The 12551-nt window shown below is 63.2% G+C and carries 10 protein-coding genes; 3 read left to right on the forward strand and 7 right to left on the reverse strand.

Annotation, left to right across the window (positions count from 1 at the left end):
• Nucleotides 1-39 precede the first annotated feature (39 nt).
• The 7 genes from CAF80_RS03700 to CAF80_RS03730 all read right to left on the reverse strand — a co-directional run bounded on the left by CAF80_RS03700 (nt 40) and on the right by CAF80_RS03730 (nt 8432).
• The gene (locus CAF80_RS03700) at nt 40-1050 is read right to left on the reverse strand and encodes a chemotaxis response regulator protein-glutamate methylesterase (protein ID WP_074691255.1); all 1011 of its coding nucleotides are present in this window, start codon (nt 1048-1050) and stop codon (nt 40-42) included.
• Complete coding sequence (locus CAF80_RS03705) at nt 1047-3341, reverse strand: hybrid sensor histidine kinase/response regulator (protein ID WP_039769609.1); 2295 nt, start codon at nt 3339-3341, stop codon at nt 1047-1049. The genes CAF80_RS03700 and CAF80_RS03705 overlap by 4 nt, the downstream gene beginning before the upstream one ends.
• A complete protein-coding gene (locus CAF80_RS03710) occupies nt 3338-4021 on the reverse strand; it encodes a chemotaxis protein CheW (RefSeq protein ID WP_007954679.1) in 684 nt (227 codons plus the stop codon). The genes CAF80_RS03705 and CAF80_RS03710 overlap by 4 nt, the downstream gene beginning before the upstream one ends.
• On the reverse strand, nt 4018-5295 hold the full coding sequence (locus CAF80_RS03715) for a protein-glutamate O-methyltransferase CheR (protein WP_085666851.1): 1278 nt from the start codon (nt 5293-5295) through the stop codon (nt 4018-4020). The genes CAF80_RS03710 and CAF80_RS03715 overlap by 4 nt, the downstream gene beginning before the upstream one ends.
• Entirely contained in the window at nt 5292-5828 is a 537-nt protein-coding gene (locus tag CAF80_RS03720; RefSeq protein WP_074691249.1) for a chemotaxis protein CheW, read from the reverse strand. Before CAF80_RS03720 ends, CAF80_RS03715 begins: the two co-directional genes overlap by 4 nt.
• Nucleotides 5828-7450, reverse strand: coding sequence for a methyl-accepting chemotaxis protein (locus tag CAF80_RS03725; RefSeq protein ID WP_085666852.1), 1623 nt, complete (start codon nt 7448-7450; stop codon nt 5828-5830). Before CAF80_RS03725 ends, CAF80_RS03720 begins: the two co-directional genes overlap by 1 nt.
• Before the next feature lie 259 nt (nt 7451-7709).
• The gene (locus CAF80_RS03730) at nt 7710-8432 is read right to left on the reverse strand and encodes a tellurite resistance TerB family protein (protein ID WP_074691245.1); all 723 of its coding nucleotides are present in this window, start codon (nt 8430-8432) and stop codon (nt 7710-7712) included.
• Nucleotides 8433-8608: 176 nt separating this feature from the next.
• Between CAF80_RS03730 and CAF80_RS03735 the strand changes: the two genes are divergently transcribed.
• From CAF80_RS03735 to ydcS, 3 genes are all read left to right on the forward strand, one after another.
• Entirely contained in the window at nt 8609-9523 is a 915-nt protein-coding gene (locus tag CAF80_RS03735; RefSeq protein WP_007954670.1) for a LysR family transcriptional regulator, read from the forward strand.
• Between the two features lie 99 nt (nt 9524-9622).
• Nucleotides 9623-11110 (forward strand): gamma-aminobutyraldehyde dehydrogenase, encoded by a 1488-nt coding sequence (locus CAF80_RS03740; protein ID WP_085666853.1) that lies wholly within the window; start codon nt 9623-9625, stop codon nt 11108-11110.
• Nucleotides 11111-11221: 111 nt separating this feature from the next.
• Entirely contained in the window at nt 11222-12373 is a 1152-nt protein-coding gene (ydcS, locus tag CAF80_RS03745; RefSeq protein WP_039769598.1) for a putative ABC transporter substrate-binding protein YdcS, read from the forward strand.
• Nucleotides 12374-12551: the final 178 nt, after the last annotated feature.

Below are 12551 nucleotides of genomic sequence, written 5' to 3' on the forward strand. Positions count from 1 at the left end.
CCTGAGTGCTGCGGGGGCCAGGATTGCCGATGGACGTATTCATTTTGGGAAAATCTCCAGCAACCGTGGCGCTATCTTTTCCAGTGGACGGATTTCTACGGCCGCATCGATGGCCGCTGCGGCCTTGGGCATGCCGTACACCGCACTGCTCTGCTGATCCTGCGCGATGGTCAGGTAACCCTGTTGGCGCATGAGCTTAAGCCCTTGCGCCCCGTCGCGTCCCATCCCTGTCAATAAAACCCCTACTGCGTCACCGTTCCAGTAATTGGCGACGCTTTCGAAAAACACGTCGATCGAGGGGCGGTAGATCTCGTTGACCGGCTCGGCGGTGTAGGCCAGCGTGCCGTTCTTGAGCAAACGAATGTGGTGGTTGGTGCCGGCCAGCAGCACTGCGCCGGCCTGCGGCGGTTCGCCTTCGCGGGCCAGACGCACATCCAGGCCGCTGGCGCTGGCCAGCCATTCAGCCATGCCAGCGGCAAACACCTGGTCGACATGCTGCACCAGCACGATGGCCGCCGAAAAGTGGCGCGGCAGGCCTTTGAGCAAGACTTCCAGCGCCGCCGGACCACCGGCCGAAGAGCCGATCGCCACCAGTCGCTGGCGCGAGGCGGTACTGCGCGGTGTCGCAGGTGCCGGACGTGAGCGGGCGGTTTTCTCGCCGATCAGCCAGCCGATGTTGAGGATCTTGCGCAGCAGCGGCGCCGCCGCTTCCTGTGCATTGCCGGCGCCGATGGCCGGGGTGTCGACCACGTCCAGCGCGCCGTGGCCCATGGCTTCGAACACCCGGTGCACGTTCTGCTGGCGGTCCACGGTGACGATGACGATCGCACACGGGCTCTCGGCCATGATCCGGCGGGTGGCCTCGACGCCATCCATCACCGGCATGATCAGGTCCATCAGGATCAGGTCCGGGGTGTTCTCCGCGCACAGCCGTACCGCTTCGGCGCCGTTGTTGGCGACCCACAGCACCTGATGCGCCGGCTCGAAGGCCAGCGCGCGGCGCAGGGCCTCCACTGCCAAAGGCATGTCGTTGACGATTGCGATCTTCATGCCCGCGCTCCTCCGATGAGCTCAACCACTGCGTCGAGCAGGGCGTCGTCATGAAAACTGGCCTTGGCCAGATAATAGTCGGCCCCGGCGTCCAGTCCACGGCGGCGATCTTCCTCGCGATCCTTGTAGGACACCACCATCACCGGCAGCGATTGCAGACGGTTGTCGCGGCGCAGCAGCGAAACCAGCTCGATGCCGTCCATGCGCGGCATGTCGATGTCGGTGATCAGCAGATCGAAATCCTCGGAGCGCAGGGCGTTCCAGCCGTCCATGCCATCCACCGCAACGGCCACGTCGTAACCGCGATTGAGCAGCAGCTTGCGTTGCAGCTCGCGCACTGTCAGCGAGTCGTCGACCACCAGAATCCGTTTGCGCGCGGCTTCTGCGGCCTGATTGCCGTGGCGGGCAATGCGCTCCAGACGCCCGGTGTTGAGCAGTTTGTCCACCGAACGCAGCATGTCTTCGACGTCGACGATCAGCACCACCGAGCCATCGTCGAGCAAGGCCCCGGCGGAAATGTCCTGCACCTTGCCCAGCCGCTCGTCCAGCGGCAGCACCACCAGCGTGCGCTCGCCAATGAAGCGCTCGACCGCCACGCCGTAGATCGCATCGCGCTCGCGGATGACCACGACTTTCAGCGTATCGCCGCTGTTCTGACTGGCCGGACGTTGCAATAACTGACTGGCCGCGACGAGCCCGACATGTCGGCCCTCGTGCCAGAAATGCTGGCGCCCTTCGACCTGCACGATGTCCTCCGGCGCCAGGTCGCACATGCGCTCGATGTGCGCCAGCGGGAAGGCGTAGGCCTCGTCACCGACTTCCACCACCAGGCTGCGCACCACCGACAGAGTCAGCGGCACCTCCAGATGGAAACGGCTGCCCTCGCCCGCCGTCTGTTCCAGCACCACCGCGCCGCGCAGCTGGCGAACCATGTGCTGCACGGCATCGAGGCCGACGCCACGACCGGAGACCTCGGTGACCTTGTCCCGCAGGCTGAAACCCGGCAGAAACAGGAAGGTCAGCAGTTCTTCTTCACTCAACTGGGCGGCGGTTTCGGCCGGCGACAACTGGCGTTCGACGATGCTGCGCCGGACCTTTTCCAGATCCACGCCGTTGCCGTCGTCGCTCAGTTCGAGCACCAGCAGACCAGCCTGATGCGAGGCGCGCAGACGGATCAGGCCTTCCTCGGACTTGCCCTTGAGCAGGCGTTCCTGTGGGGTTTCAATGCCGTGATCGACCGCATTGCGCAGCAGGTGCGTCAGCGGCGCTTCAAGTTTTTCCAGCACATCGCGGTCGACCTGGGTCTTCTCGCCCTCGATCTCCAGCCGCACCTGTTTGCCGAGGCTGCGACCGAGGTCGCGCACCATCCGCACCTGCCCGGACAGCACATCGGCGAACGGCCGCATGCGGCAGGCCAGTGCGGTGTCGTAAAGCACTTGCGCGCGCTGGCTCGCTTGCCAGGCAAACTCGTCGAGTTCGGCATTTTTCTCTGCCAGCAGTTGCTGGGATTCGGCGAGCAAACGGCGCGCGTCTTCCAGTGCCTCTTGAGCCTCAAGGCTCAGGGCGTGTTCCTTGAGATGAACGTTGAGACTTTCCAGCGCCCGCAGGCCGTTGTTCTGCATGCGTTTGAGGCGCTGCATCGTGGCCAGGTGCGGCTTGAGGCGCTGGGTTTCCACCAGGGATTTGCTCGACAGGTCGAGCAGGCTGTTCAGACGTTCGGCGGTGACCCGCAGCACCCGCTCGCCACCTTCGGTGGCGCGTTTGCTCTTGCGCGGCGCGGGTTCCGGTTCGGCAACCTCGACCGGGATTTCAACCGGCGCAGGCTCCGCCACCGACGGTGGCTGAAGCTGCAACTCGGCCATCAGCGGCGCACTCGCAGCGGCGGGCACTAGTGGCGGCGCCGTCGGATCGAGCAATCCGCCCATCAACGCCACGTAAGCCTCGATGTCCGCCGGTTGCGGGCCGTTGGCCGGGGTGGCGATGCGCATCAGCAAGTCGGTGCCCTGCAACAGCGCGTCGATATGTTCCGGGCGCAGGAACAACCGTCCTTCCTGAGCGCTGACCAGACAATCTTCCATCACGTGGGCGACGCTGACGCCGCTGTCGATACCGACGATCCGCGCCGCGCCTTTCAAGGAGTGCGCCGCACGCATGCACGACTCGAGCTGATCGGCCTGGGTCGGGTTGCGCTCCAACGCCAGCAGCCCGGCGCTGAGCACCTGGGTCTGGGCTTCGGCTTCGAGGCTGAACAGCTCGAGCAAGGAGGCGTCGCGCATTTGCTCGGGGGTCATGTGAGGCTCCGGGACACGGCGGACAGCAACTGTTCTTCATCCAGCCAACGCAGGCTGCGACCTTTGAAAGGCAACACGCCTCGGGTGTATTTGGCGCTGGCCTGTGCGCCGGACCGCGACGCGGCATCGAGGATTCGCTCGTCGATGGCGTGAATCCCGTCGACTTCGTCCACCGGCACCACCACTGGTCCGCCCTGAGCCGAGATGATCAGCATGCGCGGCATGATCCGCGCGCCGGTCGCCGGGGCCGCGTTACTGTCGAGGTCGAGCAGTTCGACCAGCGACAGGCACGCCACCAACGCCCCACGCACGTTCGCCACGCCTAGCAAGGCCCGGGAGCGCTGGTGCGGCAGCGAGTGAATCGCCTGCAACGGCGCGACCTCCACCAGGCTGCGGGTGGCCAGGCCGAGCCATTCTTCGCCGAGGCGGAACATCAGCAACGACCGGGTTTTCAGCTCGGTTTCGACCTGGGTCGCCACCGGATCGCGCTCGTCCTGCTGCAACGCATAGCGGTCGAGCAGGCGCGTGGCCGCGGCGGAATACACCGAGCAATTGCGGCAATGGATGTGCTCGTCCAGCAGCGGGCAGGACTTGTCGCCATGGATGCCGATGCGGTTCCAGCAATCGTCGATGGCCCGGGCGTCTTCGTGGGTGACGTTCAAGGTGTCGGACGGGATCATCGTTTACGCTCACTGTCGGCGGTGCGGTCGCTGCGGGCGGCGCGCTCCTGCAATCGTCTGGCGCCGGCCGTGTCGCCCTGGGCCTGCAACAGCGCGGCCAGGTGCATCAAGGCTTCGGGGTGTTGCGGCTCGAGGTACAACGCTTTGCGGTAAAAGCCCTGGGCTTCGAAGGCGCTGCCGGCGACATCGCTGAGCAGGCCGAGCCAGTAAAACACCTGGGCCACCGGCTCATGGCTGCGCAAATACTGTTCGCACGCGGACCGGGCTTCGGCGCTTTTGCCTTCGTTGGCCAGGGCGGCGATGTTGGCCAGCAAGGTCGCCGCTTCGGGGTTGGTGCTTTTAGCCGTCACCGGCAAAGGCGTCACGCCAGCAAACGGACGATTGCGCACCGGCGGCGGTGGCGTGCTGCGCAGCGGCTGGCGCACAGGCAACGGCAGCGGAATCGCGGTCGGCATCGGTAACGGTTCGGGTTGTGGATCGCTGTGACGGCTGAAGGCGAAAGACTGTGGAATCCCGATCGAACGCATGCCGAGCCGCCCAAGCAGACTGCCCTCGGCCGGGCCGATAAACAGCACGCCATCGACATGGGTCAGGCGCTTGAGCACGGCGAACACCTGCTGCTGGGTCGGCTGATCGAAATAGATCAGCAGGTTGCGGCAGAACACGAAATCGAACGGCGGCTCGTTGACCAGCAATGCCGGATCGAGCACGTTGCCGACCTGCAGGCGCACCTGCTCGCGGACGATTTCATTCACCCGATAGCCTTCGTTCTCGGCGAAAAAATGCCGCTCGCGAAAGTCCAGCTCCTGGCCGCGAAATGAGTTCTTGCCGTACAGCGCCCGCCGCGCCTTGTCCACTGACAAGGGGCTGACGTCCATGCCATCCACCTTGAATTGATGGGGCTTGAGGCCGGCATCGAGCAAGGCCATGGCAATCGAATAGGGTTCTTCGCCAGTGGAACACGGCAGGCTGAGGATGCGCAGCGCGCGCATGTTATTCAATTCGCCCAGGCGTTTGCGCGCCAGTTTGCCCAGGGTGGCGAAGGATTCCGGGTAACGGAAGAACCAGGTCTCGGGGACGATCACCGCTTCGATCAGCGCCTGCTGTTCATCCCGCGAGCCTTGCAGCATCTGCCAGTACTCATCGGCATTCACCGTTTGCGACAGGGTGATGCGCTGGCGCACGGCCCGTTCGATGATCGCCGGCCCGACCGAAGCGACGTCGAGGCCGATGCGTTCCTTGAGGAAGTCGAAGAAGCGCTGGTCGCTGCTCATGGCTGCTCCTCAAGCCGCGCCGGATCCAGCGGCGGGGTCGGGAACAACAGCGTGCGCACCGACTCGTCGAGCAAGTCGTTGACCCGCACCCACTGCACCAACCCCTGCGCATCCTCACGCACCGGGCCCAGGTACGGCGCCTGACGATTGTCGAGGCCGTACGGCTGGAAATCAGCCGGGTTGCAGCGCAGGGTATCGGTGGCCTGTTCGAGGATCAGGCCCAGCCATTGCGAGGGTTGCGAGTCATCCACGCGATAATGCACCAGCACCAGTCGCGTGCTGGTACGCGCTTGCGCAGGATGGCCGAAGGTCAGGGCACTGAGGTCGATCACCGGCACCACTGTGCCACGGTAGGCGAACACCCCCGCCACCCAGTGCGGCGCCCGGGCAATCGGTTTCAACGGCAGGCGCGGCAGCACTTCGGCCACTTCCGTGGCGCGCAAGGCGTAGCGTTCGCTGCCGATGCGAAACAGCAGGAACAACGCCTGCTTCGCCACCGGTGCAGCGCTGCGTTTGGCGGTGATTTCGCTCATCAGACTTTGAATCGCGAAACGCCGCTGCGCAGGCCCACGGCCACCTGGCTCAGTTCGTCGATGGCGAAACTGGCCTGACGCAACGACTCGACCGTCTGGCTGCTGGCATCACCCAGTTGCACCAGCGCGTGGTTGATCTGCTCGGCGCCGGTGGCCTGGGCCTGCATGCCTTCGTTGACCATCAACACCCGCGGCGCCAGCGCCTGCACCTGATGGATGATCTGCGACAGCTGCTCGCCGACTTGCTGCACCTCAGCCATGCCGCGCCGCACTTCCTCGGAGAACTTGTCCATGCCCATCACCCCGGCGGACACCGCCGACTGGATCTCGCGGACCATCTGTTCGATGTCATAGGTGGCGACAGCGGTCTGATCCGCCAGACGCCGCACTTCAGTGGCGACCACGGCGAAACCGCGACCGTATTCGCCGGCCTTCTCCGCTTCGATCGCGGCGTTCAGGGACAGCAGGTTGGTCTGGTCGGCGACCTTGACGATGGTCACGACCACCTGATTGATGTTGCCGGCCTTCTCGTTGAGGATCGCCAGTTTGGCGTTCACCAGATCCGCCGCGCCCATCACCGAGTGCATGGTGTCTTCCATCCGCGCCAGGCCTTGCTGCCCGGAACCCGCCAGCACCGAGGCCTGATCGGCGGCGGTGGAGACTTCGGTCATGGTGCGCACCAGGTCGCGGGAGGTCGCGGCGATTTCTCGGGACGTCGCGCCGATCTCAGTCGTGGTCGCAGCGGTTTCGGTGGCGGTGGCTTGCTGTTGTTTGGAAGTGGCGGCGATCTCGGTCACCGAGGTGGTGACCTGCACCGACGAGCGCTGGGCCTGGGACACCAGCGAGGTGAGCTCGGTCATCATGTCGTTGAAGCCGGTTTCCACGGCGCCGAACTCGTCCTTGCGGTCGAGGTTCAAGCGGCTGCTCAGATCGCCGGTGCGCATGATGTCGAGGATCTGCACGATGCGGTTCATCGGCGCCATGATCGCGCGCATCAGCAGCAGACCGCAGAAACCGGCCGCCAGCACGGCCACCAGCAGCGAGACAAACATGCTGACCTTGGCCGCCGCCACGGCCTCATCAATGTTGGCCATGGCCTTGTCGGCGACTTTCTTGTTCTCGCCAATGATGTCGTTGAGCTTCATCCGGCCCGAGTACCAGGTCGGAGTCAATTGCTCATGGAACAGCTTGACGGCGTCGGCTTCCAGATTGCGCTTGTGCAAATCGAGCACCGCATCCTGAATTTTCAGGTAGGCATCGTGATATTTCTCGAACGCCGCGAATTCGAGCCTGTCCTCGTCCGTCACCACCGTGCCACGATAATTGGCCATCTGTTCCTGAAGCCGAGATTCGAAAGCCTTGTAATCGGCCGCGTCTTCGCTGCTGACGCCCTGCCCTTCCTTGAGCCCCAGCAGTTCCTGGGTCTGCAGGTAGCTGTCGACCCACGCGCCACGAATCATCGAGCTGTAATAGACGCCGGGAATCGCGTCGTCACGGACGCTGTTTTCACTGGCCTCGATCTTCAGCAGCCGCGAATACGAGACGACCACCATCAACAGCATGATGGCGATAATCACCGCAAAGCTCGCCAAAATGCGTTGGCGCAACGTCCAGTTCTTCACAGTCAGTCCTCGGGGCGGGTCGAAATGCGGGGGAGTATAGCTGAGGGCGGTGTTTCATTTATAAGACGGTTTGCCGCGCCCAGGCCTTCCGGTCATAAAACACGACGGGCTCTGGACAGGGACTTTCCGGCAATCGGCGGTCGGCGTGCCAGTGACGCAATGGCAAAAAGGGGCGATGGATTGGTCATTTCAGCTGCTGCAACGAAAGAACCCGCCATCCTGTGCGGGATTGCGGGTTCTGATATCGCTGACAACAGTTTTACTGGGTAGCTACACGAACCTGCTTCTCAAGCTCCACCTTCAACCCCGGTTCCAGCTTCAACTGCCGCGCCAGTTCATCCAGATAGCTCTTCTCCATGAAGTTTTCCTCATCCACCATCATCACGCTCGCCACGTACATCTCAGCGGCCATCTCCGGTGTGCTTGCCGCGCGGGCGACATCGGTGGGGTCGAGGGGTTTGTTGAGTTCGGCGTGGAGCCAGTGCTTGAGTTCCTGATCGTTGTCGAGTTTGGTGAATTCGCCTTCGATCAGTTGGCGTTCGCGGTCGTCGATGTGGCCGTCGGCCTTGGCGGCGGCGACCAGGGCCTTGAGGATGGCCTGGCTGTGTTGTTCGACTTGCGCCGGTGGCAGGCGATCGAGGGTTTGCGGTTCGCTTTGTGGGGCGGTGCCTTTCTGGGCGTTCCAGTTGCCGTAAGCTTTGTAGGCGATCACGCCCAGTGCGGCGAGGCCGCCGTAGAGGGCGACTTTACCGCCGACCTTGCGGGCCTTTTTACTGCCCAGCAGCAAACCCATGGCGCCGGCCGCCAGGGCACCGCCGCCTGCGCCTGACAGCAAGCCGCCGAGTGCGCCGTTACTGGAAGATCCGCCCAGCAAGCCGCCCAAACCACCGGCAGCCGGTTTGTTCTGCGCCCCGCCCGCCTTGTTCTGCAACAGATCCTGGCCGGACTTGAGGAGTTGATCGAGCAATCCACGGGTGTTCATGTTCCGTCTCCAAACAGGGGTTATCCGGATCAATAAGGCCCTCAGCCTAGTTCGAAAGTGCCCGTCACCTGGGTGCGAGTGTGCTTCCAGATGTTGCCTGGCCCACCGCAGCCCTTCGCGAAAATAGATATACACTCGAGGCAATCTATAAAAACCGCCCACCGGGTAAACCTTCCATGATGACCTTGCGTCAGATCCGCCATTTCATCGCCGTGGCCGAGACCGGCTCGATCTCTGCCGCTGCGCAAACCGCGTTCATTTCCCAATCGACCCTGACCCTGGCCATCCAGCAACTGGAGGAAGAAATCGGCGTCAGCCTGTTCAATCGCCACGCCAAGGGCATGACCCTTACCCATCAGGGGCATCAATTCCTGCGCCAGGCACACCTGATTCTGGCCACCGTGGACAACGCCAAACGCAGCCTGCAACAAAGCACCGATCAGGTCGCCGGGCAGTTGATCGTCGGGGTGACCAGTCTGGTGGCCGGTTATTACCTGGCGGATTTGCTGACCCGTTTCCAGCGCGCCTACCCCAATGTCGAGATCCGGGTGATGGAGGACGAGCGACCGTACATCGAGCATTTGCTGGTCAGTGGCGAGATCGATGTCGGTGTGCTGATCCTCTCCAACCTCGAAGACCGCCACGCCTTGCAGACCGAAGTATTGACCCACTCGCCGCACCGTTTGTGGCTGCCGGCCCAGCATCCGCTGCTGGAACACGACAGCATCAACCTCGCCGACGTCGCCCGGGAGCCGTTGATTCAGCTGAACGTCGACGAGATGGATCGCAACGCCCAACGTCTGTGGCGTGGCGCCGGACTGCAACCAAAAATCACCCTCAGAACCGCGTCCACCGAGGCCGTACGAAGTCTGGTTGCGGCGGGCCTCGGCGTTTCGATCCAGCCGGACATGACGTATCGCCCATGGTCGCTCGAAGGCGACATCATCGAAGCGCGGCCGATTGCCGATCTCAACCAGACCCTTGACGTCGGTCTGGCCTGGCGTCGTGGCACCGCCCGCCCCGCGCTGGTCGATCCTTTCCTGACCGTGGCCCGCGAGCAGCCCCACGGCGGACGCAAGCCATCTATTTAATCGAATGCCACCTTCAGTATTTAGAATTTGTCGACCCCGGAGCCGCGCACTAGTCTTGCTGCATCGATAAGACGGTCGGCTCCCGGAACAGGGAGCAACATGGCCATACAAGAAAAGAGATCACGGAAAATGGCTGGCGCGCAGACCCACATGCATACCGCGTTGCTGATCGACGGCGAACTGGTCGCAGGACAGGGTTTTGTCGAACCGATCCTCAACCCGGCCACCGGCGAAGTCCTGACCCAGATCGCCGAGGCCAGCACCGAGCAAGTCGAAGCCGCCATCCTCGCCGCCCACCGCGCCTTTGCCGAATGGTCGCGCACCACCCCGCAACAACGCTCGAACTTCTTGCTGGAAATCGCCAACGCCGTCGAAAAACACGCTGACCACCTCGCCCGCCTCGAAGCCCTGAACTGCGGCAAGCCTTTGCATCTGGCGCGGCAAGACGACTTGACCGCCACCGTCGATGTATTCCGCTTCTTCGCCGGCGCCGTGCGCTGCCAGACCGGGCAGCTCAGCGGCGAATACGTGCCGGGCTACACCAGCATGGTGCGCCGCGATCCGATCGGTGTTGTCGCCTCGATTGCACCGTGGAACTACCCGATCATGATGGCCGCGTGGAAGATCGCCCCGGCTCTCGCCGCCGGCAATACGCTGGTGTTCAAGCCGTCCGAGCACACGCCGCTGTCGATTCTGGCGCTGGCGCCAGCCCTGGCCGAGATCCTACCGCGCGGGGTGATCAACATCGTCTGCGGTGGCGGCGAAGGCGTCGGCAGTCACTTGGTTGGCCACCCGAAAGTACGCATGGTGTCGCTGACCGGCGATATCGTCACCGGCCAGAAAATCCTCCAGGCCGCTGCCAAAACCCTGAAACGCACGCACCTCGAACTCGGTGGCAAGGCGCCGGTGATTGTTTGTAACGATGCGGATCTGAAAGCGGTGGTCGAAGGCGTGCGCACTTATGGCTATTACAACGCCGGGCAGGATTGCACCGCCGCGTGCCGGATCTACGCCCAGGCCGGAATTCACGACAAGTTGGTGGCCGAACTCGGCGCGGCGGTCAGCAGCCTGCGCTTCGCTGGCAAACGCGATGCCGACAACGAAATCGGCCCGCTGATCAGCACCCGTCAGCGCGACCGCGTGGCCAGTTTCGTCGAGCGCGCCCTCGGTCAGCCACACATCGAGCGGGTAACCGGCGCGGCAGTGCATTCCGGCGCCGGGTTCTTCTATCAGCCAACCCTGCTGGCCGGTTGCAAACAGAGCGATGAAATCGTCCAGCGCGAAGTGTTCGGCCCGGTGGTGACCGTGACCCGCTTCGACGAACTGGCGCAAGCGGTGGACTGGGCCAACGACTCGGAATACGGCCTCGCCTCATCGGTCTGGACCCAGAACCTGGACAAGGCGATGCAGGTCGCCGCGCGGCTGCAATACGGCTGCACCTGGATCAACAGCCATTTCATGCTGGTCAGCGAAATGCCCCACGGCGGGTTGAAACGCTCCGGTTACGGCAAAGACTTATCCAGCGATTCGCTACAGGACTACAGCGTGGTGCGGCACATCATGGCCCGGCACAGCCGGGAGCTTTAAGCGGCGAGCTACAAGCCGCAAGCCCAAAGCAGATCGCTGTTTCTTGCAGCTTGAAGCTCGTCGCTTGCGACTACTCTTAACAAAAACCTAAAAAACAAAGAGGTGTGTCTCATGTTCGTGCACAAGACCGCACTGCTCAGTGCAATCACCATGGCCCTGCTGGCCAGCGCCAGCCTGCAGGCCGCCGAGCCGCTGAAAGCCGTCGGCGCCGGCGAAGGCCAGCTGGATATCGTCGCCTGGCCCGGCTACATCGAACGCGGTGAAAGCGACAAGGCCTACGACTGGGTGACCGGTTTCGAGAAGGAAACCGGCTGCAAGGTCAATGTGAAAACCGCCGCCACCTCTGACGAAATGGTCAGCCTGATGGCCAAGGGCGGTTACGACCTGGTGACCGCGTCGGGCGATGCCTCGTTGCGGTTGATCGTCGGCAAGCGTGTGCAGCCGATCAACACCGCGTTGATCCCGAACTGGAAGTCCCTCGACCCACGCCTGAAAGACGCGCCGTGGTACGTGGTCAACAGCCAGACCTACGGCACCCCGTACCAGTGGGGCCCGAACGTGCTGATGTACAACACCAACGTCTTCAAGACCGCGCCGACCAGCTGGAACGTGGTGTTCGACGCGCAGAACCTGCCCGATGGCAAGCCGAACAAGGGCCGCGTGCAGGCTTACGACGGCCCGATCTACATCGCCGATGCGGCGCTTTACCTGAAATCCACCAAGCCTGAGCTGGGGATCAAGGATCCGTACCAGCTCACCGAAGATCAGTACAAGGCTGTGCTGGAACTGTTGCGCGCCCAGCAGAAGCTGATCCACCGCTACTGGCACGACACCACCGTGCAGATGAGCGACTTCAAGAACGAAGGCGTGGTCGCGTCCAGCGCCTGGCCGTACCAGGTCAACGGGCTGATCAACGAGAAACAGCCGATCGCTTCGACCGTGCCGAAAGAAGGCGCCACCGGCTGGGCCGACACCACCATGCTGCACGCCGAGGCCAAGCACCCGAACTGCGCCTACAAATGGATGGACTGGTCGCTGCAGCCGAAAGTCCAGGGTGATGTGGCGGCATGGTTCGGTTCGTTGCCGGCGGTTCCGGCGGCTTGCCAGGGTAGTGAACTGCTGGGTGCCGAGGGGTGCAAAACCAACGGGTTCGATCAGTTCGACAAGATCGCTTTCTGGAAAACCCCGCAGGCTGAGGGTGGCAAGTTTGTGCCGTATAGCCGGTGGACGCAGGACTACATTGCGATTATGGGCGGTAGGTAATACCCACACACCGATCGTTCCCACGTCGAGGCGTCGAACCGTCCGCGTGGGAATACATCACCGGACGCTCCGCGTCCATTCGCAAGAGCTGACGCAGAGCGTCACGGGCTGCATTCCCACGCAGAGCGTGGGAACGATCAACTCGAACACTGTTTTTCAGAAGTCCAGGCAGGGCCGC

This window comes from Pseudomonas sp. B34(2017) (genome assembly GCF_002112915.1).
GTDB lineage: Bacteria > Pseudomonadota > Gammaproteobacteria > Pseudomonadales > Pseudomonadaceae > Aquipseudomonas > Aquipseudomonas pharyngis.